The organism is Streptomyces erythrochromogenes, from assembly GCF_036170895.1.
In the GTDB taxonomy this organism is placed as follows: Bacteria; Actinomycetota; Actinomycetes; order Streptomycetales; family Streptomycetaceae; genus Streptomyces; species Streptomyces erythrochromogenes.
Genome location: NZ_CP108036.1, coordinates 5,215,716 through 5,241,092 on the forward strand (window position 1 = coordinate 5,215,716; position 25,377 = coordinate 5,241,092).

A 25,377-nucleotide genomic window follows, 5' to 3' on the forward strand; every position below is an offset into this window, starting at 1 on the left:
GGACAATGGGCCTGTGAACAGGGGTAGCGGGAGCGGGGACAGCGGCCACCGGGACGTGTACGGCCGGCGCGGCGGGGTGAACCTGCCGGCGCTGCGCGGCCACAACGACGCGCTGGTGCTGGACCTGCTGCGCGCCGCCGGACCGGCGGGCCTGGGCCGCACGGAACTCGCCGCCCGTACGGGGCTCACTCCGCAGGCCGTCAGCAAGATCACGGCGCGGCTCGGTGCGGAGGGCCTGGTCGCGGAGGCGGGCCGCGCCGCGTCCACCGGCGGCAAGCCGCGCACCCTGCTGAGGCTGGTGCCGGACGTGCGGCACGCCGTCGGAGTGCACCTGGACCGCGACGAGCTCCTGGCGGTACGGGTGGACCTGGCGGGCCGCGTCGTCGCCGAGAGCGGCGGCCCGCTTGACTTCGGGGCCGGGCCGGAGGCGGCGGTCGAGGCCGTCGTACGGGCGGTCGCGCGGGTCGGCGACCCGTCCGGGCCGCCGCTCCTGGGTGTCGGGGTGGCCGCGCCGGGGCCGCTCGACCACCGGGCCGGGGTGATGGGGCGGGTGACGGGGTTCCCGAGTTGGAAGGACTTTCCGCTGAGGGGGGTACTGGAGGGGCGGCTGGGCCTGCCGGTGGTGCTGGACAAGGACACGAACGCCGGTGCGGCCGCGGCCGCCGGGGCGTGGCTCCGGGCTACTTGGCCGGATGCGGATGCGGATGCGGATGCTGGTGCGGACGCGTATGTCGGGCGCGGGATGGATGCCGGGCCGGATGCGGAGGTCGCGGAGGTCTATGCCGGGGGTGGGGCCCGTACCTGCGTGTACCTGCACATCGGGACCGGGCTCGGCGCGGGACTGTGGCTGGGCGGCGGGGTCTACCGGGGTGCCCGCTCGGCGGCGGGGGAGTTCGGCCACCAGGTGCTCCTGCTGGACGGCCCGCGGTGCCGGTGCGGTGCGCGCGGCTGCGTGGAGGCGCTGTGCCTGGAGGCGGTGGCCCGGGGTGATGTTCCCGAGGCGGCACGGATCGTCGGCGAGGCCGCGGCCAACCTGGTGGCGCTGCTGGACGTGGACCGTGTGCTGCTCGGCGGGCGTGTGGTGGCGGCGGCGCCGGACGTCTTCGTGGCCCGTGTCGGAGCCGTTCTCGCGGCCCGGGCGCTGGATCCGGCCCGGCCGGTGGTCGCCCTGGCGGGGGCGGGTGTGGCGCAGGGGGCGGCGGAGATGGCGTTGACGCCGTTGTTCGGGCGCGGGTAGGCGTGCCGCGTGGCTCCGCCGGGGAGCCGGGCCGGTGCCGGTGCGTTGCCGGGTGCGGCGCCGTTGCGGGGGCTCTGCCCCCGGGCCCCGGCGCCTCAATCGTCGGCGGGGCTGGTTGTGGTCGGCTGGGGTGGATGTGGCCGGTGGGGTGGGGGTTGACGTCTGCACCGTTCGGGCGTAAACCGGAACGACTCAGGCGTGGTGTGCGGTGAGGGCTCGCGCGTGCGTGGGAGGGTGCGGGCAGGTCGGGGTGATTGTCACCTCGTCCGACCATCGTCCTGTCCGGCGAGCAGCGAAGGTCTTCCATGCGACTGCGCAAAGCCCTAGCCCTCACCGCCTTCCTCTCCGCCGTGTTGGCCGTCACCACCGCGCCCACCGCCGGCGCGGACATCGGCACCGGCGGCGGTGCCCGCCCCGCACCCGCGATGCCGTCCCGCGTCCAGGCCACCTGCGGGGACGGCAAGAGTTCCGCCTTCCCCATCGGGGCGCGCATCCGCGGCGGCCCGGCCGTGTACCGCACCGGCGGCGAGCCGCAGACCTGGTACCTGGACCTGACCAACACCACCGACTCCGAGTGCACGGCCATCCACCCCGTCGTGGTCCTCACCGACAAGGCCCGCACCCTGCGCCCCGCCCACCTGCGGATGGAGTTCGACGCGCCGGGCGGCACCCTGCCCGCCGGCCTCGAACGCAGCGACCGCGACGAGATCATCGCCGTCTTCGACGGCGGCGACGCCTTCCCCGGCTTCACCGTCGGCCCCGGCGGCACCCGCACCGTCAAGGTCTCCCTCGCCTTCGCCCCCGACGCCCCCACCGGTGAGGTCCTCGCCGACGCCGCCCTCGTGCAGCGCAAGGGCGACGACGGGGACTGGATCGGCGAGGCGGGCGGCTACCGCTTCTCCGTCGAGCAGTCCGAGGACTCCGTCGAGGGCGGCTCCCTCGCCCACACCGGTCCCCGCGAGTGGGTGTACGGCGCGGGCGCCCTGGCCGCCCTCGCCGCGGGCGGCGGTCTCCTGCTGGGGGCCCGCCGGCTCCGCATCCGCGCCCGCGCGCACTGACCCCGCCCGCGCCCGGAGTCCCGTACGGCGGCCGCGACCGCCCCGCATAGAGTCCCGTTGTGGAAAAGAACCTCCAGGGTCACCGCCCCGGCTCGCCCGTGCGGTCCGGCATCCCCGAGCACGGCCGCATCCCCAAGTACTACGCCGTCAAGGCCCGGATCGCCGAGCTCCTCGACGAGCTCGGCGAGGGCGGGACGCTGCCCACCGAGCGGGATCTGGCCGAGCGGTACGAGGTGTCCCGCGAGACCGTCCGCCAGGCCCTGCGCGAGCTGCTGCTGGAGGGCCGGCTGCGCCGCTCCGGCCGGGGGACCGTCGTCGCCGGGCCCAAGCTGGAACAGCCGCTCTCCCTCGCCAGCTACACCGAGGGCGTGCGCCGCCAGGGCCGCCGCCCGGGCCGGCAGCTGATCGGGCTGGAGCAGTTCCCCTGCCCGCCCGACCTCGCGCCCGGCATCGGGGCCGAGCCCGGTGAGCCCGTCTGGCACCTGGAGCGGGTCCTGCTCGCCGACGACGAGCGCGTCGGCCTGGAGAGCACGTACATCCGGGTGGCCCGCGCCCCCCGGCTGAACGCCGATTTCCAGCCGGACTCCTCCTTCTACGGATACCTGCGCGACAGCCTCGGCATCTCCTTCGGGGAGGCCGACGAGAAGCTGGAGACCGTGCTCGCGACCCCCCGCGAGGCCCTGCTGATCGGCACCCCGCCGGCCCTTCCCATGCTGCTCATCCACCGCTTCTCGCGGGACCAGGAGGGCCGGCCCCTGGAACGGGTGCGTTCGCTCTACCGTGGTGACAGGTTCAGTTTCACGACCCGCCTGCGGGCCGAATAGCCCAGCAGTAAACCACCCGCACCAACTGAAATGGGGCGAAGTGAAGTCACAAAAAGATAACGGGTCTAGTCCAAGCGTCGAGGGTTGTTCACCGACGCGTCGCCGGACTGACCCTTCCGGGTCATGGTCCGCGCCCACCGTTGGCGGCGTGAGAGTCATAGTCGTCGGAGGCGGCGTGGTCGGCACCATGCACGCCTGGCAAGCAGTCGAACGCGGCCACGAGGTCGTCCAGATCGAGCGGGAGGCCGAGGCGCGCGGCGCCTCACTGCGCAATTTCGGCCAGATCTGGGTCAGCGGACGGGCCGGGGGAGAGGAGCTCGACACCGCCCTGCGGGCCCGCGAGCTCTGGGAGCGCATCGGCGCGGAGGTGCCCGGCCTGGGCTTCCGAGCCATCGGCTCCCTCACCCCCGTCCGCAACGCCCGTGAGTACGCCGTCGCCGAGGCGGCCCTGGCCCGCCCGGACGCCGCCGCCCGCGGCTACGAACTGGTCGGCGCCGACGAGGCACGCAAGATCAACCCGGCCCTGCGCGGCGACTTCGAAGCCGCCCTGTGGTGCGGGCGGGACGCGGCCGTCGAACCGCGCACCGCCCAACTGCACCTGCGCGAAGCCCTGCGCGCCAAGGCCGGCGGCCGCTACACCTTCCTCCCCGGCCGCGAGGTCCGCGAGGTCACCGGCCCCGGAGCGGTCCGCGACGACCACGGCGACGTCCACCGCGGCGACGTCGTGATCCTCGCCACCGGCGCCTGGCTGTCCGGGCTGGTCCGCGAACTGGCCCCCGACCTGCCCGTGCGCCGGGTCCGGCTCCAGATGATGCAGACCGCCCCGCTCGGGGAGGACCTCACCACCTCCGTCGCGGACGCCGACAGCTTCCGCTACTACCCCGCCTACCGGTCCGCGGCCCTCGACGAGCTGAACGCCGGCCAGGCCCAGACGCCGATCGCCGCCGCGCACAAGATGCAACTGCTGATGGTCCAGCGCCGCGATGGCGGGCTGACCATCGGCGACACCCACGAATACGAGCACCCCTTCGCCTTCGACACCCTCGAGGACCCCTACGAGCACCTCACCGAGGTCGTCGAGTCCTTCCTGGGCCGCCCCCTGCCGAAGATCAGGCACCGCTGGGCGGGCGTGTACGCGCAGTGCACGGACACCTCCCGCGTCGTCCACCGCCAGCAGGTCGCCGACGGCGTCTGGCTGGTGACCGGACCCGGTGGGCGCGGCATGACCTGCTCGCCCGCCATAGCCGATACCACCGCGAACGAACTGGGCTGGTAACTCCGATGACCGACACCGCCACCGACACCACCGACACCACCACCGACACCACCGACGTGACCGGCACCCCAGGCCCCCGCGGGCTGGTCGTCCTCGACATGGCCGGCACCACCGTCGCCGACGGCGGCCTCGTCGAGCGCGCCTTCGAGCGGGCCGCCGAGCGCCTCGGCGTCGAGCCCGGCACCCCCGACCACACCGAGAAGCTCCGGTACGTACTCGCCACCATGGGCGAGTCCAAGATCTCCGTCTTCCGCCACCTCTTCGGTACGGAGGAACTCGCCCGGCGCGCCAACTCCGCCTTCGAGGAGGCGTACGCGGAGCTCGTCGACGGCGGCCTCGTCACCCCCGTCCCCGGCGCCCGCGCCGCGATCGAGGAGCTCCGCGCCGGGGGCCGGACCGTCGCCCTGACCACGGGCTTCGCCCGCGTCACCCAGGACGCCATCCTCGACGCCCTCGGCTGGCAGGACCTCGCCGACCTGACCCTCTGCCCCGCCGACGCGGGCGGCCGCGGCCGCCCCTACCCCGACATGGTGCTGACCGCGTTCCTGCGCACCGGCGCCGTGGCCGACGTGACCGACGTCGTGGTCGTCGGCGACACCGCCTACGACATGCTCAGCGGGCGGCGCGCCGGCGCCGGCACGGTGGCGGGAGTCCTCACCGGCGCCCACGACCGCGCGACGCTGACGCGGAACGGTGCGACCCACGTCCTCGACTCCGTCGCCGAACTCCCGCACCTCCTCGCGGAGTCGGCGTGAGCGGCATCCGCTTCGACGGGGTCAGCGTCGCCTACGACGGCAACACCGTCCTGGACCGCCTCGACCTGACCGTCGAACCGGGCGAGGTGATGGCGCTCCTCGGCCCCTCCGGTTCGGGCAAGACCACCGCCCTGCGCGCGGTCGCCGGCTTCGTGCGGCCCGTCGCGGGCCGGGTGCTCATCGGCGGCCGGGACGTCACCGCGCTCCCGCCGCACAAGCGCGGCATCGGCATGGTCGTCCAGCAGTACGCGCTCTTCCCGCACATGCGGGTCGAGGACAACGTCGCCTTCGGCCTCAAGGCCCAGAAGGCGCCGAAGGCCGGGATACCCGCCCGGGTCGCCGAGGCCCTGGAGATGACGGGCATGGCGGCCTACGCCCGGCGCTACCCGCGCGAGCTGTCGGGCGGCCAGCAGCAGCGGGTCGCCATCGCCCGCGCCCTCGCCATCCGCCCCGGCGTGCTGCTGCTGGACGAACCCCTGTCCGCCCTCGACGCGCAACTGCGCTCGGGGATGCTCGCCGAACTGGCCCGGCTGCACCGCGAACTGCCCGACGTGTCCATCCTGTACGTCACCCACGACCAGGTGGAGGCCCTCACCCTGGCCGACCGGATCGCCGTCATGGACCGGGCCCGCCTCCAGGACTGCGGGACACCGCAGGAGCTGTACCGGGCGCCGCGTACGGAGTTCACCGCGTCCTTCGTCGGCAACGCCAACCTGCTCCCGGTCACGGTGGCCGAGGGCGGCGCCGTCTTCGAGGGCCGCGCGCTGACCCTCGACCGCGGGCGCGCGGCGCCGGGCGCCGCGGCCACCCTGTGCGTACGTCCGCACCTGCTCGGACTCGGCGCCGGACCCAACGCGCTGAGCGGCACCATCGCCGAGGTGCAGTGGCGGGGCTCGACGCACCGGCTGTACGTGGACGTCGACGGCCACCGGGTGAAGGCGGACCTCCCCGAACTGCGGGAGACCCCCGCGCTGGGGGACCGGGTCACCCTGCACTTCGAGCCGCGCGACGCCGTGCTGCTGGCGGCAGGAGTGACCAGTGTCTGACGCCGCGCGGCGAGCCCTGCCGCCCCCACTGCCGGACTCCGCCGTGCCCGGCGAGCCCCCGCCCCCCGAACCGGAGTCCCCGGCCGTTCCCGTCCCCGGTCCGGCCCGCCCGGCCTCCGGCCGGGAGGGCGCCGACGTGGCCGCACCGTTCCCCGACCCGGCGGCCTGCGCCGTGCCCGGCGGGGTCCCGGTCCCTGGACGGGAGGGCGCCCGCGGGGCAGCCGTGGGCTCCGGGCCGGCGGGCCCGGGCCCGATCGGCGCCGCCGCATCCGCGCGGCGCAACGCGTGCCCGGTCGGCCCGGCCCCCGACCGCCCGTCCGGCGGGGCCGGACACGGGGCCGGACACGGAGCCGGACCGGCCGGTACCGCGGAGTTCGCGCCCGGTGCGGCACCGGCCCCCCGCCCGGAGGGCCCGGCTTCCGGCACGGCAGGGGGCACCGCGGCCCCGGAAGAGGCCCGGAAGGGGTGGGCGGTGCCGCGCAGCGTGTGGGCGCTGCCGCCCGTGGCCGCGCTCGCGCTGCTGTTCCTCTATCCCCTCGCCCTGGTCGTCCAGCAGTCCCTCACCCCCGACAACGGCGGCGGCGCCTTCGACGCCTACGCCCGCGTCTTCGGGTCGCGGGCCTTCCACGACGCCCTCGGCACCACCGTCTGGCTGGCCGTCGGAGCCACCCTCGGCTGCCTGGTCCTCGGGTTCACGCTCGCGCTGATCATCGCCTTCGTGCCGTTCCCCGGAGCCCGCGCCGTCGCGAAGTTCATCGACGTCTTCCTCTCCTTCCCCTCCTTCCTCATCACCCTCGCCCTCCTCTTCCTCTACGGCACCGTCGGCATGGCCAACGGCCTCGTCACCGAGTTCACCGGCGCCGCCGAGGGGCCCTTCCACTTCCTCACCACCCCCTGGGGCGTCCTCCTCGCGGAGATCACGTACTTCACGCCCTTCGTGATCCGCCCGCTCCTCGCCGCGTTCTCCCAGCTGGACACCGCCCAGCTGGAGGTCGCCGCGGGTCTCGGCGCCCGCCCCGCCCGCATCGTGCGGCAGGTGATCCTGCCCGAGGCCCTCCCGGCGCTCGGCGCCGGCGGCAGCCTCGTCCTCGTCATGTGCCTCAACGAGTTCGGGATCGTCCTGTTCACCGGGGCCAAGGACGTCACGACCCTGCCGATGCTCATCTACGGAAAGGCCATCCTCGAATCCGACTACCCGGCAGCCTGCGTGGTCGCCGTCGTCAACATCGCGATCTCCGTCGGCCTGTTCGGCCTCTACCGGGTGGTGAGCAAGCGTGCTGGTGCATAGCAAGGCCGGGCGCTGGGCCGCCTGGAGCCTCTTCGGCCTCCTCTTCCTGCCGCTCTTCGCGCTGCCCCTGCTCGTCGTGGTCGCCGCGTCCTTCGCCACCCACTGGTCCGGCGCCCTGCCCTCCGGCCCGACCACCGAGAACTACGCCGCCGCCGTGCGCGGCGAATCCCTCCAGGCCCTCACCACCAGCCTGGTCACCGCCGTCGTCGCCAGCCTGCTCGCGCTCACCGTCGGCACCTGGGCCGCGCTGGCCGGGGCGGCGCTGAAGAAGCGGGGCAGGCGGCTCCTGGACGCGCTGTTCATGCTGCCCGTCGCCGTGCCGTCCGTGGTCGTCGGCCTCGCCGTGCTCGTCGCCTTCAGCCGCCCGCCCGTCCTGCTCAACGGCACGGCTTCCATCGTCGTCCTGGCCCACACCGTCCTCGTCACGGCGTTCGCCCACCAGTCGGTGTCGGCCGCGATCGTCCGGCTCGACCCCGCCTACGAGCAGGCGGCCGCCTCCCTGGGCGCCCGCCCCGCGTACGTGCTGTGGCGGGTCCGGCTCCCCCTCCTGCTGCCGTCCCTCACGGCCGCCGCCGGCCTCTGCTTCGCCCTGTCCATGGGCGAGCTCAGCGCCACGATGATGCTCTACCCGCCGGACTGGATGCCCCTCCCGGTCCGCATCTTCACCGCCACCGACCGCGGTTCGCTCTTCAGCGGCTCCGCCGTCGCGGTGGTCCTGATGGCCACCACCCTGCTGGTCCTGCTGGCCGTCTCCCGCGTCCGCACCAAGGCCTCGTACCGCTGACCCCCGCTGACCCCCGCTGACCCCCGCTGGTCCCCGCTGACCCCTGCTGATCCCGCTGACTCCCTTTCCCCGTGAGGAAGTTCCATGTCCAGCACGCCCATGCCCAGAACCCTCCTGCTCCGCGGCGCCGCCGCCGTCACCGGCAGCCTCGCCCTCACCGCCTCCCTCACCGCCTGCGGCGGCTCCTCCCCGGCCGGCTCGGCCGACTCCAAGGGCGCCGAGAAGGTCGTCACCGTCTACAGCGCCGACGGCCTCAAGAGCGAGAAGGGCGACGGCTGGTACGACCGGGTCTTCGCCGACTTCACCAAGAAGACCGGCATCGAGGTCAAGTACGTCGAGGGCGGCTCGGGCGAGATGGTGCAGCGCGCCGTCCGCGAGAGGACCAACACCCAGGCGGACGTGCTGATCACCCTGCCGCCCTTCATCCAGCAGGCCGACGGCAAGGGTCTGCTCCAGTCCTACGTGCCCCAGGGCGCCGACAAGGTCAACGGCGCGGACAAGTCCACCGCGGGCAAGTGGACCTCGGTCGTCAACAACTACTTCGGCTTCGTCTACAACAAGAAGGAGCTCGCCGAGGCCCCCAAGACCTGGGAAGAGCTGCTGGACGCCCGCTACAAGGGCAAGCTGCAGTACTCCACGCCCGGCGTCGCGGGCGACGGCACCGCCGTCCTCATCAAGTCGATGCACGACTTCGGCGGCAAGGAGCCGGCGATGGAGTACCTGAAGAAGCTCCAGGCCAACAACGTCGGCCCGTCCTCCTCCACCAGCAAGCTCGCGCCCAAGACCGACAAGGGCGAGCTGCTCGTGGCCAACGGCGACGTCCAGATGAACTTCGCGCAGTCCAAGTCCATGCCGAACCTGGGCATCTGGTTCCCCGCGAAGGAGGGCGGCAGGCCCACCACCTTCGCCCTGCCGTACGCCGCGGGCCTGGTCGACAAGGCCCCGCACTCCGAGAACGGCAAGAAGCTCCTCGACCACCTGCTGAGTGAGGAGGCGCAGAGGCTGGTCAGCGAGGTGGGCGGCGGCTTCCCGGCCCGCAGCGACGTCAAGCCGACCGACGCCAACGCAGTCGAACTCACCAAGCTCATGACGGGTGTCGAGATATTCGAGCCGGACTGGGCCGACATCGACAAGAACCTCACCGCGTACGTCGACGCGTGGAAGTCGGCAACCGGAAGCTGACTGGTTGCTTCCAGGCAACCCTCCTGGCCACCCACGACCGGCAGAGTGACTGATGCATAACGGGTCTGGACCGAGGACCGCACCTTCGGTCCGGGCCCGGCGCATGTCCCCAGCGCCTCTCCCCAGTGTCTTTCCCACGATCACTCCCGGAGGAGTTCGTGTCCCCTGCCGTCCCTGCCGGACGTACCCTCGCCGTGGCCGTCACCGCCACCGCCCTGCTCGCCGCCGCTCTCGGCGCCCACACCGCCACCGCCGCCGCGGCCGCCGCCACCGACAAGGTCCTCGTCATCGGCGTCGACGGCGCGGTCCTCGACCGCGTCAAGGCCGCCAACGCCCCCTACCTGCAGGGCCTGATGGCCCAGGGGCTGACCGCCCGCAGCACCCTCTACGCGGGCCCGATGGCCGCCACCTCCTCGGGCCCCGGCTGGTCCACCATCGCCACCGGGGTCTGGCCCGACAAGCACGGGGTGAAGGACAACTCCTTCACCGGCAAGAACTACGCCGCCCACCCCGACTTCCTCACCCGCATCGAAACCGCCAAGCCGGCGCTCAACACGTACGCGGCCGCCGACTGGGAGCCGATCACCTCCACCGACCAGAACGGCCCGATCTTCTCCGCCAAGGTCGACAAGCGCCTCTCCCTCAAGGGCGACCGCGACGGCTACCGCAACGAGGACCCGAAGGTGGCCGCCGCGGCCGCCACGGAACTGCGCACCCAGAACCCGGACGCCGCCTTCGTCTACCTCGGCGAGATCGACGCCGCCGGCCACTCCCACGGCGCCGCCAGCCAGCAGTACCTCGACGCCGTCGCCCGCGTCGACGCCCTGGTCGGCCAGCTCCTCACCGCCGTCCAGAACCGCCCGACGTACGGCCAGGAGAACTGGAAGATCCTGGTCACCACCGACCACGGCCACACCTCCTCCGGCGGCCACGGCGGCTCGACCATCGCCGAGCGCGGCACCTTCGTCATCGCCAAGGGCGCCGGGATCCCCGCCGGTTCGGTCCGCGACGACGTCAGGCTGGCCGACGTGGCCGCGACCGCGCTCACCCAGGTCGGCGTCGCCGCCCCCGGCATCGACGGCGTCCCGCTGGGCTCCCCGGACAGCGACCCCTTCGACACCCTGCGCCCGGCCCTCCAGGCCCGGGTGGACGAGACCGGCATCCCGGCCGGGGTGAAGGGCTTCACGCACACCCCGCCCGCCGGGTGGGCCGTCGACAACTCGAAGATGGGCACGGGCGGGGTCACCGAGTGGGCCGGCTGGGCCTTCGCGACCGACGAGTTCTGGACCCAGTCGCAGCGCGACCAGTGGCGCGAGCTGAACGTCCGCTCCCGTGACGTCTTCGCCGTCGCCGACTCCGACGAGTGGGACGACAAGACCCGAACCGGCACCTTCGACTCCACCCTCGTCACCCCCAAGTGGCCGGTCGCGGGCGGCAGTACGCGCACCCTCACGTTCCAGACGCACTACCGCCACGAGGCCGGCCAGACCGCGCAGGTCCTCGTCTCCTACAACGGCGCCGCCCCGACGGTGGTGAAGACGTACACCGCAGACGCCGTCGCCAAGGCCGACTCCGTCGCCCTCCAGGTCCCGGCCGGTGCCACCGACGTCCAGGTCCGCTTCCGCTACAGCGGCAACAACAACTGGTTCTGGACCGTCGACAACGTCCGCCTGGGCTGATCGTCCGGCCCCGCCCCCGGGACCCCGGCGTCCGGGCTGTGGACGGCAAGGACGTCCACAGCCCGGCCCGGATAGGGTGGTACAGACCAGAGGCAGCAGGTCAGCGAGAGCGGAGAACAGTCCAGTGGCAGAGCGCAAGCCGATCGAATCCTGGCTCACCGACATGGACGGGGTCCTCATCCACGAGGGCACCCCGATCCCGGGCGCCGATGCCTTCATCAAGCGGCTGCGCGACTCCGGCAAGCCCTTCCTGGTGTTGACCAACAACTCCATCTACACCCCGCGCGACCTCCAGGCCCGCCTGGCCCGCATGGGTCTGGACGTCCCCGTGGAGAACATCTGGACCTCCGCCCTGGCCACCGCGAAGTTCCTCGACGACCAGCGCCCGGGCGGCACGGCGTACGTCATCGGCGAGGCCGGTCTGACGACCGCCCTGCACGACATCGGCTACATCCTCACCGACCACGAGCCCGACTACGTGGTCCTGGGCGAGACCCGCACCTACAGCTTCGAGGCCATGACCAAGGCGGTCCGCCTGATCAACGCCGGTGCGCGCTTCATCTGCACCAACCCGGACGAGACCGGCCCCTCCACCGAGGGCCCGCTCCCGGCCACCGGCGCCGTCGCCGCCCTGATCACCAAGGCGACCGGCAAGCAGCCGTACTTCGCGGGCAAGCCGAACCCGCTGATGATGCGTACGGGCCTCAACGCCATCGGCGCGCACTCGGAGACCAGCGCGATGATCGGCGACCGGATGGACACCGACGTGCTGGCCGGCCTGGAGGCGGGCATGCAGACCTTCCTCGTCCTGACCGGTCTGACCAGCGAGCAGGACACCGAGAAGTTCCCGTACCGCCCGACCAAGACGGTCGCCTCGATCGCGGACCTGGTCGACCTGGTCTGACGGACGGCCGTGCGGTCGGCAGTGCGGACGCGGGCCGTACGGCCGTCCGGGCGTACCGCGTTTGGGGCGTACGGCTGACACGTACGGCGCCGCTCCGGATGCGGAGCGGCGCGCCGCGCGTGAATCTCCTTGTCGAGGAGGTTCACCATGCGCAGTGTTCCGATCGCTGTCCGCACCGCCGCCGTGGCCGCCGCCCTGGCGGCGTTCTCCGCGGTCACCGTCGTGTCCGCGCCCACCGCCCTCGCGGGTGAGGAGGACCGCGGCGACCGCGGCAGCATCACGGTCGACCCGAACCCGGCCAACCCGGGAGCGCAGGTCAAGCTGCGGGTCCACGGCTGCGAGGGCAACAAGGGGGCGGCCAAGTCCTCCGTCTTCGTGTCGGACGCCGACCTCTACGGGCGGGACGGCGGACGCCGCAGCCCGCTCTACGGCGACGCGATGATCAGCTCGCACGCCTCGCCGGGCTGGCACGCCGTCCGGGTGTACTGCGACGGGGACGAGAAGTTCACCGGCTCCGTGCAGATCTCCGCCTACCGCCACCCCTCCCACCACGCCTCGCCGATCTGGCCGGTCCACGCGGGCGGCGGCGGCATGGCGGACCGCCCGGCCGAGGCACCCGGCCTGCTCACCGCGGCGAAGAAGGAGCACACCGGCGGCGACGGCCCGGGGATGCCCCACACGGTGATCGGCGCCGTGCTCGCCGCGGTGGCCACGCTGGCCGTCGCGGGCCGGGCGCTGGCGCTTCGCCGCCGTCGCAGCGGCGAGTGAGGCGGGCGCCGCGTGAGCGAGCAGTGGCGGACGGACGAGGCCAAGGCCTCCGCCGGGGGCCGGATGCTGACCTTCGCGGCCTGGTCGGTGCTGGTGCTGGGCCTGTGGCTGTGGGGCCGTGAGCTGACCGTGGCGCCGGCCCCGCTCTCCGGGCAGGCCGGCGGGGCGCTGAGCGCGGGGCTGCCGGCCGCGCACGCCCCCGTCGCGGGATCGCTGCCGCAGCGCGTCGACGTCCCGTCCATAGGCATCCAGGCCCCGGTGGTCTCCCGGGGCCTGGACAAGGACGGCGCGATCGATCCGCCGCCGTACGACAGCCCGGGCACGGTGGGCTGGTGGGGGCAGGGCGTCCAGCCGGGGGCGGCGGGGACGGCGCTGATGGTGGGCCACGTGGACACGCGGTCCAAGCCGGCGGTCTTCTACGGCCTGAGCTCGGCGCAGCCGGGCGACAAGGTGCGGGTGGTGCGGGCGGACGGGTCCGTGGCCGAGTTCACGATCGAGGACGTACGGGTCTACGAGCGCGCGGCCTTCGACGCGCACAAGGCGTACGGTCCGCGGGTGCGGGGCCGCGCGGAACTGCGGCTGGTGACCTGCGGGGGAACGTACGACAAGGCGGCCAAGGAGTACACGGCGAACGTGGTGGTCTCCGCCTACCTGACGGGCGTGGGAGCCCGCCCCGGGACGACGGCGGTCTAGCGCGCTCGTCACGCGGAGAACGAAGAAGCCCCTCACAGCTTTCGCTGTGAGGGGCTTCCTCCGTCTGTGCGCCGCCAGGGACTCGAACCCCGGACCCGCTGATTAAGAGTCAGCTGCTCTAACCAACTGAGCTAGCGGCGCTTGCTGACAGGGAAAACTCTACCCCACCTCTGCGGGTGCTCGTGACCAGCCACGCCCGCCCTGTCCGATTAACCCATGTTTGAGCGGTTTATCGTGCACGATATGTCTGCGCCGACCGCATCTGATGCTTTATCAGGTGCGGTCCCGGTCGACCACTGGAACAGCAGGGGAGTGGACGGAACCGCATGACGATGCAGCCCCCGACGCGTGTGCAGATGCCGATGCCCGCTTTCGAGGAGTACGAGCCCGCGGGCGACTGCGTGTGCCGGGGATGCGCCGAGCGCCGCCGCGCCCTCGCCCGCGCCAGGGTTATACCGCTCCGGGACGGCGGTCACCCCGCCGCGCGCGGCGCGCGCCGGGCGCTGGTCCTGGCCACCGCCGCCGGAGTGGTCCTCGGCGGCGGCAGCGGGACCGCGGTGGCCCTGAGCACGCCGGCCACCGGACCGGCGGCCGGCGACGACCCCGGCAGCCCGCAGGGCGGCCGCACCCCCCTGCACGGCCCGCAGGGCAAGCCGGGCAGCCCCGGAGCCCCGGGCCGGCCCGGGGCCGTGAAGCGGATCGACCGCACGACGATCATCAACAGGGCGAAGCTGTGGCTGGACGCGGAGGTCCCCTACAGCATGTCCACCTACTGGTCGGACGGCTACCGGCAGGACTGCTCCGGCTACGTCTCCATGGCCTGGAACCTCGGCTCGAACGAGTGGACCGGCAGCCTCGACAAGTTCGCCACCAAGATCACCAAGGATGACCTGCTGCCGGGGGACATGCTGCTCTTCCACAACCCGGCGGACCCCACCAACGGCTCGCACGTGGTCCTCTTCGGCGGCTGGGTCGACGAGACGCGCACCCACTACGTCGCCTACGAGCAGACGCGCCCCACGACGCGGAAGCTTGCCACGCCCTACGGGTACTGGGCCAACGCGGCGAAGTACGTCCCCTACCGGTTCAACGGGGTGACCGGCGGCATCGTCCCGGAGGTCCCGGGCGCCGTGCCCGCCCCCGAACCGCCGGCGGCCGGTCCGGAGCCGGGCGACGCGCCCAAGACCTTCCCGGGCGCGGACAAGTTCGCCCCGGGCGCCGTCAACGACCATGTGGCCCAGCTGGGCCGGATGCTGATCGAGCGCGGCGCGTACCGCTTCTACCCCAAGGGGGTGGCCGACCGGACGTGGAGCGACCACGACCGGCTCGCCACCCAGGCGTTCCAGCGCGCACAGGGCTGGACGGGCGCCGATGCCGACGGCGTCCCCGGCGCGCACACCTGGCGCCTGCTCGTCGACAAGCAGGGCAAGAACATCGCGCCGCTGGTGGGCGCGGCGCCCGGCCCGGGCGGCGTACGGGCCTACCCGGGGGCCGCGGTGTTCCGCCCGGGGCGGTCGCACCCGGCCGTCGAGGCCCTCGGCCGGCAGCTGGTGAAGAAGGGCTTCGGCAAGTACTACACGTCCGGCCCCGGCGCCCGCTGGGGCGAGGCAGACCGCCGCAACGTCGAGGCCTTCCAGCGCGCGCAGGGCTGGCGCGGGGCCGCGGCCAATGGCTACCCGGGCCCGGAAACCTGGCGCCGGCTGTTCGCATGACGGAGGTAACGATGTTTCCCACGCGCACCACCTCGACGACGGGCACCCTCCGCGTACCGGCCGCGCCCAAGCCCGCCCCGACCTCCTTCGGCTGGGCCACCACCACCCCGACCCTGTCCCTCCGGACCCCGACCCCGCCCGGGCCGGCGTCGCCGACGGGCGCCGAGCCTCCCGTCCCGACCCCTGGCGTGGAGGCTTTGCCCGGGGCGGCGGACCTGGGCGCCGCGCCCTCCGCCCCGGCGGCCGCCCCCGCCCCGTCGCCCGCGGCAGCACCGCAATCCGCCCCGACCCCGGCCGCGGCAGCACCGCCCCGGGCGGCGGACCCGGAGGTCGTCCCGTCGCCTGCGGAGCCGCGTGAGGCCCCAGCCGGTTGGGCCTCGCACGGAGCGGGGTATCCGGGGGCCGCGCCCGCCTCTGTCCCGTCCCCCGCGGCGTCGGCGGAGCCGGTGGGGGCCCCGGCCGGATACCGCTCGCCGGCGGCGCCGACCGGTCAGGCTCCGCTCCGGGCGGGAAGCCCGGAGGCCGTGCCTGCCTTCGGGCCCGCACCGCACGCGGTTCCGGCTCCTGCCGGGGAGGCTCCGCCCCGGGCGGGGAGCCCGGAGGCCGTGCCTGCCTTCGGGCCCGCGCCGCACGCGGTTCCGGCTCCTGCCGGGGAGGCTCCGCCCCGGGCGGGGAGCCCGGAGACCGTGCCTGCCTCCGGGCCCGCACCGCACGCGGTTCCGGCGCCGACCGGTCAGGCTCCGCCCCGGGCGGGAAGCCCGGAGACCGTGCCTGCCTCCGGGCCCGCACCGCACGCCGCGCCGGCGGAGTCGCCGGACGGCCCGGCCGATTGGGCCTCGTCCCGAGCGGCGCACCGGGGCGCTCCGCAGTCCGTGCCCGCTGCTGTCCCCGCGCCGTATGCCGCGTCGGCGGAGCCGATGGAGGGCCCGACCGGTCAGGCTCCGCCCCGGGCGGGAAGCCCGGAGGCCGTCCCCGCCTCTGTCTCGGCGCCCGCGGCGGCTCCGCACACCGCGCCGGTGGAACCGGGTGACGGTGCGGCTCCCGCGGTGTGGGCCCCGCAGGCCGTTCCGCTCGGCACGTACGCCTCGCCCCGCGCCGCGGAGCCGTCGGCCGAACCCGCCCCCGCCTCGCTCGCCGTACCGGCGCGTGCGGCGGAGCCGCTGGAGACGCCGACCGCCGCCCCGCGAGTGGAGGGCGTTCCCGCTGCCGTTCCGGCGCCTGCCGGTGAGGCTGCGTCTCGGGCGGCGGACCGGGTGGCCGCGCCGGCCCCGCACGCCGTACCCGCGCCGCTGGAGCGGCCCGCCGTGAACCGTGCCGTGCGTGCGGCGGAGCCCGGGGCGGCCCCTGCCCCGGCGCCGTTCGGGCAGGCTCCGCCTCCGGCGACGGGCCCGGGGGCCGGCGGCGCACCGGCGTTCGCCGGGCACGGCGCGGATCCGGCGGACGGGTCCGCGCGGCGCTGCGCGACGGCGGGGGCGGAGGGCGTTCCCGCCTCCGGCCCGGCCGCGCAGGAGCCCACGGCGGCGGCCGTGCCCGCGGCGCGGGGGGAGTCCGAGCCCGAGCCCGTGCACACCACGGCCGACTCCGCGCCCGACAGCCCGTACATCCCGCACCCGCACCCGCAGCACGAGGACGACGAACGGCGCGAGGAACCCGACACCGCGCCCGACTCCGGCGTGCCCGGCCCCGGCGTCGCCGAGATCGTCGCCCAGGCGGTGGCGCGCGCCATGGAGGAGGGCGACACGCAGGACCTCCCGCACGTCTCCGCCCCCCACCGCGGCACCGCCGTCACCGAGGTACCGGTGAGCCTCCCGTTCCGGGCCGCGTCGACCACCCTCCTGCCGAAGCGCGAGCCCGCCGCCACGCCCCCGCCCGCGCGCCCCGCGCGTCCCACCCCCGGCCGCCGCGTCCCCCGCGGGGACGACCGCCTCCGCGAGCACCGCGGCCCGGTGCTCCCCGGCTGGGTCGGCGTGGCCGTCGGCGGGCTCGCCCTGGCCGGCTGCACGGCAGTGCTCTGGCGGGCCGGGGCCGTCCCCGACGCGTTCGCGGCCGCCTTCGGTGCGGCCCCCCGCGCCTACCACGGCCTGCGCGCCACCCACTGGCCGCCGCTCGCCTTCCTCGGCATCGTCGCCCTCGTGGCGCTCGGCGGCCTCGGCCGGGCCCGTACCGGCCACGCCTGGGTGCTGACCCTCTTCGGCCGCTACCGCGGCACGGTCCGCCGTACCGGCCTGACCTGGGTCAGCCCCCTCCTGCTGCGCCGCCGGGTCGACGTACGCCTGCGCCACTGGCGCAGCGACCCGATGCCCGCCGTCGACTCCGGCGGCCTCGCCCTCCAGGTCGTCGTCCAGGTCGTCTGGCAGGTCAAGGACACCGCCCGGGCCACGCTCGCCGTCGCGGACCACACCGAGTACCTCGCCGAGCAGGTCGAGTCGGCCATGGCCCGCGTGCTGTCCCAGCTCCCGGCGGACGCCTTCCACGAGGACGCCCCGACCCTGCGCGACGCCGAGGCCGTCGGCGACGCGCTGACCCGGATGCTGGCGGCCGAGACCGAGGCGGTCGGGATCGAGGTGTTCTCGGCCCAGCCGACCCGGATCGAGTACGCGGCCGAGGTCGCCGAGGCCATGCGCCGCCGCCGGGTCGCCGCGATCGACGCCAAGCACCGGGACACCGTGCTCACCTCGGTGGTGGACGCGGTGGACGACACCGTGCACCGGCTGACCTCGCGCGGACTCGTCGAGCTCGACGACTACGAGCGCAAGGCCCTGGTGAGGGACCTCACGGTCGCCTTCTGCACGGGCCGCACCGAATAGCGGGACGCGCATCACGCCTCACGCATCACGCATCACGACGGGAAACGGGTGGCCGGAAGCGACCGGACCACCCGTTTTCTCATTGGTATGGACATGGCCAACTCTCGTCAATAATCTGGGACTTGGTCTAGACCTGAATCCCCACACGCGCGCGCTCGCCGAACTCCCCCCACGTTCAAGGAGCATCATGCGTATCGTCCGCATGCCCGGACGGGCCGGCGTCGCCGCGCTCGGCCTCGGCCTCGTCGCCGGAATCACCCTCATCGGCGCCCCCAGTGCCAGCAGCCACGGCTACACCGACACCCCCATCAGCCGCCAGAAGCTCTGCGCCAACAAGACCGTGTCCGACTGTGGCGCGATCCAGTGGGAGCCGCAGAGCGTCGAGGGCTTCAAGGGCTTCCCGGCCGCCGGCCCCGCCGACGGCAGGATATGTTCCGGAGGCCTCTCGCAGTTCGCCGAGCTCGACAACCCGCGCGGCGGCGCCTGGCCCACCACCAAGGTGACCAGCGGCCAGAGCTACGCCTTCCGGTGGCAGTTCACCGCCAACCACTCCACCACCGACTTCAAGTACTACGTCACCAAGAACGGCTGGACCGGCACCAAGGCCCTCACCCGCGCCGACCTCGAACCCCAGCCCTTTCTCACCGTCGCCTACAACGGCGCCCGCCCCGCCATGACCACCGTCCACCAGGGCGCCATGCCGAGCGGCAAGTCGGGCCGGCACCTGATCCTGGCGGTCTGGACCGTCAACGACACCCCGATGGCCTTCTACGCCTGCTCGGACGTTCAGTTCTGACGGTACGTCAGCTACCCTCCGGCGGCATGCGGACGACGACAGCACCCGAAACCGTCGCGGAGCTCATAGCGCGCCAATGGGGCGACCACCGGCCCGGGCTGAAACACGAAGATGGTGTCCTCACCCACCACCGGACCGCCCAGGAAGCCGCCGCACGCGCCGCGCTCCTCGTCGACCTCATGCCCGCGGAGGCCGAGCCGCACCTCGGGGTCCTGCTCGACAACACCCCCGAGTTCCCGTTCTGGCTCGGCGCGGCGGCCCTGGCCGGGGCCGCCGTCGCCGGGATCAACCCCACCCGGCGCGGCCCCGAGCTGGCCCGCGACATCCTGCACACCGACTGCCGGCTCCTGATCACCGAGCCCGCCCACCTGCCCCTGCTGCGCGGCCTGGACCTGCCGGGCGTACGGGTCCTGGTCACCGGCACCGAGGAGTACGAGGCCCTCCTCGCGCCCTACGCCGCAGCAAAGCCCGGCGAGGCCGCACTGCGCGCCCCCGGCCCCGACTCCCGCCTCCTCCTCTACTTCACCTCCGGCTCCACCGGCGCCCCGAAGGCCGCCATCTGCAGCCAGGGCCGGCTCGCGGCCGCCGGAGCCTCGCTGGCCCGCCAGTTCTCCGTCGGCCCGGACGACGTCCACTACGTCTGCATGCCGCTCTTCCACGGCAACGCCGTCATCGCCGACTGGCTCCCGGCACTCGTCGGCGGGGCCGCGGTGGCGCTGCGCAGGCGCTTCTCCGCCTCGGCGTTCCTGGACGACGTACAGGCCTACGGCGCCACCTACTTCACCTACGTCGGCCGGGCGATCCAGTACCTCCTGGCCACCGAGCCCCGCCCCGACGACCGCGTCCACCGCCTGCGGCTCGGCTTCGGCACCGAGGCCGGTGCGGTGGACGCGGCACGCTTCGCCGAACGCTTCGGGGTCCGCCTGGTGGAGGGCTACGGAGCCACCGAGGGCGGCGCCTCCGTCCAGCGGACGCCGGACACCCCGCCGGGCGCCCTGGGCCGGGCGGGCGCGGGGGACGACCTGGCGGTGATCGACCCGGAGACGGGCACCGAATGCCCTCCGGCCGTCCTGGACGGGGACGGCCGCCTCCTCAACGGCTCGGCCGCGATCGGCGAACTCGTCAACCGGGGCCGCAGCCTGTTCGAGGGCTACTGGCGCAACCCGGACGCGGAGGCCGACCGCACCCGCGACGGCTGGTACTGGACGGGCGACCTCTTCTTCCGCGACGCGGCGGGCTTCCTCTACTTCGCCGGCCGCACCGACGACCGGCTCCGCGTCGACAGCGAGAACCTCGCCGCGGCCGTGATCGAGAACATCCTGGCCCGCTGGCCGGACGCGGCCGCGGTGGCCGTCTACGGCGTCCCGGACGAGGTCGCCGGCGACCAGGTGATGGCGGCCCTGTCCCTCCGGGACGGTGCCGTGTTCTCCCCGGAGGCCTTCGAGGCCTTCCTCGCCCGCCAGCCGGACCTGGGCACGAAGATGGCCCCGCGCTACGTCCGCATCGTCCCGCGCATGCCGGTCACCGCGACGAACAAGGTCCACCGCGTGGCCCTCCGCCGCGCCGGCTTCCACTGCGAAGACCCGGTCTGGCACCGCACCCCTGCCGGGGGCTACACCGTTCTGACCGCCTCGGCCCGGTCCGCCCTCCTGGCCCGGTACGAAGCCCAAGGCCGCCGCGGCCTCCTGCAGCACCAGGCGCGCACCGCCGTTGCGGGGGCCCTGCCCCCGAACCCCCGCGCCTCGAACGCCGGCGAGGCTGGAACGGTCAGCTCCGCCGGCGATTGAGCAGGGGGCACCTCCCGGCGGTAGCCGGGGGAGGGTCCGGGCAGCGCCCGGGAAACGGAGAAAGGGCGGGGCGGGGAGAGAGCCCCGCGCAGCGGCCACCGCACCACTGCCCCGGATCCCGGCTCCGCGCAGCGACACAGCCGCAGCCGCCCGCCGGGGCCAGGGGTAGGGCCGGCCATACCCTCCGCCCGCCCCCTGGGGCCATGGTCACGGCGCGGGCACCGCCGTTAGCGTGCCCGCATGGACGATCACGCCAGCACCCCCTGGCAGGCCCTGGCCCGCGGCCGTTACCTCCGGTCCGCCTGGCCCTGGCGCGCCGCCGGGTACCTCGCCGGAGGCGCCCTCACCGGCCCGCCCCTCCTCCTCGGCCTCGTCCTGCTCGCCGCCGTCGGCGTCATCGCCTTCCCCCTCCTGGCCCTCCTCGGCCTCGCCGGACTCCCCACCGGCGCCGTCGAGCGCCGCCGCCTGCGGATCGTCGATGCCGACCCCGCCCCCACCCCCCACCGCACACCCGCCGAGCCCGGCCCCCTCGCCTGGGCCCGGCTGCGCTACCGCGAGCAGGCCACCTGGCGGGAGCTCGCCTACGCCGTCCTGCACGGCTTCGTGCTCTGGTGGGTCGACCTCGCCGCCGTCGCGGCCCTCCTCGGCCTGCCCCTCCTCCTGCTCACGACCCCGCTCCAGCTCGCCCTCGCCGCCGACGGCGAGGTCAAGGTGCTCAAGCTCTGGCTCGTCACCTCCCAGCCCGGGGCGTTGGCCTTCGCCGCCGCCGGAGCCGTGCTCCTGCCCGTGCTCCTCCACCCCCTCGGCGCCCTCGCCGGGGCCCGCGCCGCCCTGACCCGCGCCCTCCTCGCGCCCCGCGAGCGCGAGCTCCGCGCCCGGCTCGCCGAGGTCACCCGCTCCCGCGCCCGGCTCGTCGCCGCCTTCGAGTCCGAGCGCCGCCGGATCGAGCGCGACCTCCACGACGGTGCCCAGCAGCGGCTGGTCGCCCTCACCATGGCCCTCGGCCTCGCCCGCCTCGACGCCCCGCCCGGCCCGCTCGCCGACCGGCTGGCCACCGCCCACGCGGAAGCCGGCCGGGTCCTCGCCGAGCTGCGCGAACTGATCCACGGCATCCACCCCCAGGTGCTCACCGACTACGGCCTCACCGGCGCCCTCGCCGACATCGCCGAGCGCTCCGCCGTCCCCGTCGCCACCGACCTGTCCGCCGCCCTGCCGCGCCTGCCCGAGTCCGTCGAGGCCGCCGCGTACTTCGGTGTCTGCGAGGCCCTCGCCAACGTCGGCCGGCACAGCGGCGCCGGCCGCGCCGCCCTCACCGCCCGGCACACCGGCGAGGCGCTCCTGATCGACGTGAGCGACGACGGCCGCGGCGGCGCCGATCCGGCCACCGGCTCCGGACTGACCGGACTGGCCGACCGGGTCGCGGTCCTCGATGGCACACTGACGATCACCAGCCCGCCCGGCGGCCCCACCGTCCTGAGCCTGGAGATCCCGTGCCCGGTGAGCCCTTGAAGATCGTCCTGGCCGAGGACGGGGTCCTGCTCCGCGAAGGGCTCGTCGGTCTGCTGACGCGTTTCGGCCACGAGGTGGCCGCCGCAGTCGGGGACGCGGACGCGCTCCGCACGGCCGTCGCCGCCCACGACCCGGACATCGTCGTGACCGACGTGCGGATGCCCCCGGGCTTCGGCGACGAGGGACTGCGCGCCGCCGTGGAGCTGCGCACGGCCCGCCCGGCCCTGCCCGTCCTCGTGCTGAGCCAGTACGTGCAGCGCTCGTACGCGGCCGACCTGCTGGACTCCGGCGACGGCAGCGGCGTCGGCTACCTCCTCAAGGACCGGGTCGGTCATGTGGAGCAGTTCCTCGACGCGGTGGTCACGGTGGCCGGCGGCGGCACCGTGGTCGACCCGGAGGTCGTGCGCCAGCTGCTGCGCCGGCGGCGCGATCCGCTGGCCGCGCTGACCCCGCGCGAGCGGGAGGTGCTGGGCCTGGTCGCGGAGGGGAGGTCCAACGGGTCCATCGCCAGGGAGCTGGTGGTGTCCGAGGCGGCCGTGGGCAAACACATCGGGAACATCCTGGGAAAGCTGGACCTGCCGCCCGCCGAGGACACCCACCGCCGGGTGCTGGCGGTCCTCGCCTACCTGCGCGGGTAATGGTTTGGAGCACCCCCGAGGACCGGGTAGTATTTTCTCTGTCAGCAGGCGCCGCTAGCTCAGTTGGTTAGAGCAGCTGACTCTTAATCAGCGGGTCCGGGGTTCGAGTCCCTGGCGGCGCACCTGTCCTTCGGGCGGTTTCCGGTTCACCGGGAACCGCCCGCAGTGTTTTCCGGCCCGGACCGGCCCCGCCGGGCCCGGCGCAGTCCTAGAGCGTGAGCGACAGCAGCAGCGGTGCGGCCTTCCGGTTCAGGGTGTCGGCCGCGGCCCGCAACCGGTGCGCGTGCTCGACCGGCATCGACAGCGCCAGGCAGCCGACCGAGGCGCCCGCCGTGATCGGGACCGCCGCGCAGACCGTGCCTACGGCGTACTCCTGCAGGTCCAGCATGGGAACGGTGGCCGGCTGGGCGTCCAGCTTGGAGAAGAGGATCCGCTCGTTCACGATCGTCTTCGACGTGAGCCGGGCGATCTTGTGTCGGGACAGGTGGTCGCGCCGCCCGTTCAGGTCGAGCTGCGTGAGCAGGCACTTGCCGACCGCGCTGGCGTGCGCCGCGGACCGGAAGTCGACCCACTCGTGGACCTTCGGGGTACGCGGGCTGTCCGCGAACTGCGTGATCCTGACCTCGCCGTCCACGTACCGGCTGATGTAGACGGCCGCGCCGACCGAGTCGCGCAGCCGGTCGAGGGTCTCCTGGAGCTTGTCGGTCAGGGCCTGCTGGCGGTCGGTGCCGGACCCGAGCAGGACGAGGGAATCCCCTATGGCGTACGCGCCGTCCGCCACCTGCAGGACGTATCCCTCCCGGCGCAGCATGAGCAGCATCGGGGCGAGATGGACTGCGGGCAGGCCGGTCTCACGCGCGATCTGCACGTCGGTCACACCACCGGCGTGCCGTGCGATCGTTTCGAGTACGCGCAGTGCGTACTGCACCGAGTGGAACGGCGCGGTCGGCTCGGGCTTCAGCGCCACGGTTTCCCCCTAGCAGGTTGTTACCGCTTGCCCTACCACGATAGCCATCAAGAGGCCCATGTGGAGCGCCTGTTGGGGAGATTGATGGCTCGATCACGTCTGTCTGCCTGGATCTACGCCATTGGCATATGCCACAGGCATGCGCACGGCCCCGCGGTACCGGGAATGCCGGGCGGTCCCTCACGGTTCGAGTTCTTCGTACGGTTTCGCACGGACGTCGTGCGGGCGTGGAGCACGGGACGGGAGCGACGATGAGTGACACCGGGGACGCGAGCGGCGGGGCGAACGGGTTGCCCGACGGCCGGACCGGCGGCGCGCAGGAGAGCCGTAGCGATGGTGGTAGCGGTATCCGGGGCACCGCCCTCGGCCGGGCAGCCGTACCGCTGTCCGTCCTGGACCTCGTCACCGTCGGCGCCGGCAGCACCGCGTACGACTCCCTGCGCACCAGCGTGGCCATGGCCCGCCTCGCCGAATCCCGCGGCTACCACCGCCACTGGGTCGCCGAGCACCACTCCATGCCCGGCGTCGCCAGTTCCTCGCCGGCCGTGATCCTGGCCCACCTCGCCGCGCACACCTCCCGCATCCGGCTCGGTTCCGGCGGCGTGATGCTGCCCAACCACGCCCCGCTCGCCGTCGCCGAGCAGTTCGGCACCCTGGAGGCGCTCGCCCCGGGGCGGATCGACCTCGGACTCGGCCGGGCCCCCGGCACCGACGGCCGGACCGCCGCCGCACTGCGCGGGCCCGGACGCATCGAAGAGGGCGCGGACGAGTTCCCGCGCCGGCTCGCGGAGCTCACCCGATTCCTCGACGACGACTTCCCCGACGGGCACCCGTACGCCCGCGTGCACGCCGTACCCGGCCCGGTGCAGGGCTCGGCCGGGCGGCCGCCGCTGTGGCTGCTCGGCTCCTCCGGCTTCAGCGCGAGGCTCGCCGGCGAGCTCGGCCTGCCCTTCGCCTACGCCCACCACTTCTCCGCGGCCGGCACCCTGCCCGCTCTCGACCTCTACCGGGAGAGCTTCCGACCCTCGGCGGTCCTGGACGCCCCCTACGCCGTCATCGGGGTCTCGGCGCTCGCCGCCGACACCGACGGGGAGGCCCGCGCCCAGGTGCTCACGGGCGCGCTGTCGATGCTGCGGCTGCGCACCGGGCGCCCGGGGCTGGTGCCCACGCCCGAGGAGGCGGCGGCCTACCCCTACACCCCGCTGGAGCGGGAGTTCGTGGACGGCTGGCTCGCCAACATCGTCCACGGCACCCCCGACGCGGTCGCCGACGGCCTCGACGGCCTCGCCAAGCGCACCGGCGCGGACGAGTTGATGCTCACCGCCAACGCCCACAGCGGGGCCGCGCGACTGCGCTCGTACGGTCTGGTCGCAGATGCGTACGGCATGCCGACGGCAGCGCCCGAGGCCGACTGACCGCAGGGGAACGGGGTTTGGCTGGTTTGTTGCCGAAACCTTGCCGGAGCATGTCTCAAGGGAGCCTTAAACCGCTCGTCACCCGGGGTGGCGAGCGGTTTCTGATGCGCGCTCAAGTCTCTGACTTGGGTAAATGGCACGGGAGTGGTCTAGTCCTTCTTTGGTCCGAACCATTGACGCGGGGCTGGAGTGATCGCTATCACTTCTCTCACCCGAACCTCCAGCACTCTCCTCCCAGCCCCCCGGAGGCAG

The 25,377-nt window shown here is 74.1% G+C and carries 20 protein-coding genes, 2 tRNA genes and 1 pseudogene; 21 read left to right on the forward strand and 2 right to left on the reverse strand.

What is annotated here, in order from left to right; genetic code table 11:
- Positions 1–13 precede the first annotated feature (13 nt).
- From OHA91_RS23885 to OHA91_RS23945, 13 genes and pseudogenes are all read left to right on the forward strand, one after another.
- Entirely contained in the window at positions 14–1,237 is a 1,224-nt protein-coding gene (locus OHA91_RS23885; protein WP_328739975.1) for an ROK family transcriptional regulator, read from the forward strand.
- 305 nt (positions 1,238–1,542) lie between these two features.
- Positions 1,543–2,295, forward strand: coding sequence for a hypothetical protein (locus OHA91_RS23890; RefSeq protein ID WP_328739976.1), 753 nt, complete (start codon positions 1,543–1,545; stop codon positions 2,293–2,295).
- Positions 2,296–2,354: 59 nt separating this feature from the next.
- The gene (locus OHA91_RS23895) at positions 2,355–3,119 is read left to right on the forward strand and encodes a GntR family transcriptional regulator (protein WP_031145254.1); all 765 of its coding nucleotides are present in this window, start codon (positions 2,355–2,357) and stop codon (positions 3,117–3,119) included.
- A 148-nt stretch (positions 3,120–3,267) separates the two neighbouring features.
- Positions 3,268–4,395, forward strand: coding sequence for a TIGR03364 family FAD-dependent oxidoreductase (locus tag OHA91_RS23900; RefSeq protein WP_328739977.1), 1,128 nt, complete (start codon positions 3,268–3,270; stop codon positions 4,393–4,395).
- A 5-nt stretch (positions 4,396–4,400) separates the two neighbouring features.
- A complete protein-coding gene (locus OHA91_RS23905) occupies positions 4,401–5,150 on the forward strand; it encodes a phosphonatase-like hydrolase (RefSeq protein ID WP_328739978.1) in 750 nt (249 codons plus the stop codon).
- On the forward strand, positions 5,147–6,196 hold the full coding sequence (locus OHA91_RS23910) for an ABC transporter ATP-binding protein (protein WP_328739979.1): 1,050 nt from the start codon (positions 5,147–5,149) through the stop codon (positions 6,194–6,196). Before OHA91_RS23905 ends, OHA91_RS23910 begins: the two co-directional genes overlap by 4 nt.
- Before the next feature lie 391 nt (positions 6,197–6,587).
- Positions 6,588–7,484: pseudogene (locus tag OHA91_RS23915) on the forward strand (2-aminoethylphosphonate ABC transporter permease subunit); the annotation flags it as partial.
- On the forward strand, positions 7,471–8,268 hold the full coding sequence (locus OHA91_RS23920) for an ABC transporter permease (protein ID WP_328739980.1): 798 nt from the start codon (positions 7,471–7,473) through the stop codon (positions 8,266–8,268). The pseudogene OHA91_RS23915 and the gene OHA91_RS23920, both read left to right, overlap by 14 nt.
- A gap of 99 nt (positions 8,269–8,367) precedes the next feature.
- Positions 8,368–9,450 (forward strand): 2-aminoethylphosphonate ABC transporter substrate-binding protein, encoded by a 1,083-nt coding sequence (locus tag OHA91_RS23925; protein WP_266502642.1) that lies wholly within the window; start codon positions 8,368–8,370, stop codon positions 9,448–9,450.
- 194 nt (positions 9,451–9,644) lie between these two features.
- Positions 9,645–11,129, forward strand: coding sequence for an alkaline phosphatase family protein (locus OHA91_RS23930; protein ID WP_328739981.1), 1,485 nt, complete (start codon positions 9,645–9,647; stop codon positions 11,127–11,129).
- A gap of 124 nt (positions 11,130–11,253) precedes the next feature.
- Positions 11,254–12,033, forward strand: a complete 780-nt coding sequence (locus OHA91_RS23935) for an HAD-IIA family hydrolase (protein WP_031145271.1) — start codon at positions 11,254–11,256, stop codon at positions 12,031–12,033.
- 147 nt (positions 12,034–12,180) lie between these two features.
- Positions 12,181–12,801: a hypothetical protein gene (locus OHA91_RS23940; RefSeq protein ID WP_328739982.1), complete on the forward strand. Its 621-nt coding sequence runs from the start codon at positions 12,181–12,183 to the stop codon at positions 12,799–12,801.
- A 63-nt stretch (positions 12,802–12,864) separates the two neighbouring features.
- The gene (locus OHA91_RS23945; protein WP_051892579.1) at positions 12,865–13,494 is read left to right on the forward strand and encodes a class F sortase; all 630 of its coding nucleotides are present in this window, start codon (positions 12,865–12,867) and stop codon (positions 13,492–13,494) included.
- A 67-nt stretch (positions 13,495–13,561) separates the two neighbouring features.
- Here OHA91_RS23945 and OHA91_RS23950 read toward each other — a convergent pair.
- Positions 13,562–13,635, reverse strand: a tRNA-Lys gene (locus OHA91_RS23950).
- 215 nt (positions 13,636–13,850) lie between these two features.
- On the opposite strand from OHA91_RS23950, the gene OHA91_RS23955 reads away from it, so the two are divergent.
- The 7 genes from OHA91_RS23955 to OHA91_RS23985 all read left to right on the forward strand — a co-directional run bounded on the left by OHA91_RS23955 (position 13,851) and on the right by OHA91_RS23985 (position 22,865).
- A complete protein-coding gene (locus OHA91_RS23955; protein WP_328741168.1) occupies positions 13,851–15,206 on the forward strand; it encodes a peptidoglycan-binding protein in 1,356 nt (451 codons plus the stop codon).
- A gap of 1,016 nt (positions 15,207–16,222) precedes the next feature.
- Positions 16,223–18,013 carry an SPFH domain-containing protein gene (locus tag OHA91_RS23960; RefSeq protein WP_328739983.1) on the forward strand — a complete coding sequence of 597 codons (1,791 nt, stop codon included), beginning with the start codon at positions 16,223–16,225 and terminating at the stop codon, positions 18,011–18,013.
- A gap of 202 nt (positions 18,014–18,215) precedes the next feature.
- On the forward strand, positions 18,216–18,809 hold the full coding sequence (locus OHA91_RS23965) for a lytic polysaccharide monooxygenase auxiliary activity family 9 protein (RefSeq protein WP_266502648.1): 594 nt from the start codon (positions 18,216–18,218) through the stop codon (positions 18,807–18,809).
- 26 nt (positions 18,810–18,835) lie between these two features.
- Positions 18,836–20,596, forward strand: a complete 1,761-nt coding sequence (locus OHA91_RS23970) for an AMP-binding protein (RefSeq protein ID WP_328739984.1) — start codon at positions 18,836–18,838, stop codon at positions 20,594–20,596.
- Between the two features lie 240 nt (positions 20,597–20,836).
- Entirely contained in the window at positions 20,837–22,105 is a 1,269-nt protein-coding gene (locus OHA91_RS23975; RefSeq protein WP_266500916.1) for a sensor histidine kinase, read from the forward strand.
- On the forward strand, positions 22,087–22,743 hold the full coding sequence (locus tag OHA91_RS23980; protein ID WP_031145287.1) for a LuxR C-terminal-related transcriptional regulator: 657 nt from the start codon (positions 22,087–22,089) through the stop codon (positions 22,741–22,743). The genes OHA91_RS23975 and OHA91_RS23980 overlap by 19 nt, the downstream gene beginning before the upstream one ends.
- A 48-nt stretch (positions 22,744–22,791) precedes the next feature.
- Positions 22,792–22,865, forward strand: a tRNA-Lys gene (locus tag OHA91_RS23985).
- An 86-nt stretch (positions 22,866–22,951) separates the two neighbouring features.
- Here OHA91_RS23985 and OHA91_RS23990 read toward each other — a convergent pair.
- The gene (locus OHA91_RS23990; protein WP_328739985.1) at positions 22,952–23,710 is read right to left on the reverse strand and encodes an IclR family transcriptional regulator; all 759 of its coding nucleotides are present in this window, start codon (positions 23,708–23,710) and stop codon (positions 22,952–22,954) included.
- A 251-nt stretch (positions 23,711–23,961) separates the two neighbouring features.
- On the opposite strand from OHA91_RS23990, the gene OHA91_RS23995 reads away from it, so the two are divergent.
- Complete coding sequence (locus OHA91_RS23995; RefSeq protein ID WP_031145291.1) at positions 23,962–25,125, forward strand: LLM class flavin-dependent oxidoreductase; 1,164 nt, start codon at positions 23,962–23,964, stop codon at positions 25,123–25,125.
- The last annotated feature ends 252 nt before the right edge of the window (positions 25,126–25,377 follow it).

What these genes read in the sequence shown, in the direction of transcription:
- OHA91_RS23890 (WP_328739976.1), top strand. Translation starts at nt 1,543, where the DNA reads ATGCGACTGCGCAAAGCCCTAGCCCTCACCGCCTTCCTCTCCGCCGTG.
- OHA91_RS23905 (WP_328739978.1), top strand. Translation starts at nt 4,401, where the DNA reads ATGACCGACACCGCCACCGACACCACCGACACCACCACCGACACCACC.
- OHA91_RS23925 (WP_266502642.1), top strand. Translation starts at nt 8,368, where the DNA reads ATGCCCAGAACCCTCCTGCTCCGCGGCGCCGCCGCCGTCACCGGCAGC.
- OHA91_RS23940 (WP_328739982.1), top strand. Translation starts at nt 12,181, where the DNA reads ATGCGCAGTGTTCCGATCGCTGTCCGCACCGCCGCCGTGGCCGCCGCC.
- OHA91_RS23945 (WP_051892579.1), top strand. Translation starts at nt 12,865, where the DNA reads ATGCTGACCTTCGCGGCCTGGTCGGTGCTGGTGCTGGGCCTGTGGCTG.
- OHA91_RS23955 (WP_328741168.1), top strand. Translation starts at nt 13,851, where the DNA reads ATGCCGATGCCCGCTTTCGAGGAGTACGAGCCCGCGGGCGACTGCGTG.
- OHA91_RS23965 (WP_266502648.1), top strand. Translation starts at nt 18,216, where the DNA reads ATGCCCGGACGGGCCGGCGTCGCCGCGCTCGGCCTCGGCCTCGTCGCC.
- OHA91_RS23970 (WP_328739984.1), top strand. Translation starts at nt 18,836, where the DNA reads ATGCGGACGACGACAGCACCCGAAACCGTCGCGGAGCTCATAGCGCGC.
- OHA91_RS23975 (WP_266500916.1), top strand. Translation starts at nt 20,837, where the DNA reads ATGGACGATCACGCCAGCACCCCCTGGCAGGCCCTGGCCCGCGGCCGT.
- OHA91_RS23995 (WP_031145291.1), top strand. Translation starts at nt 23,962, where the DNA reads ATGAGTGACACCGGGGACGCGAGCGGCGGGGCGAACGGGTTGCCCGAC.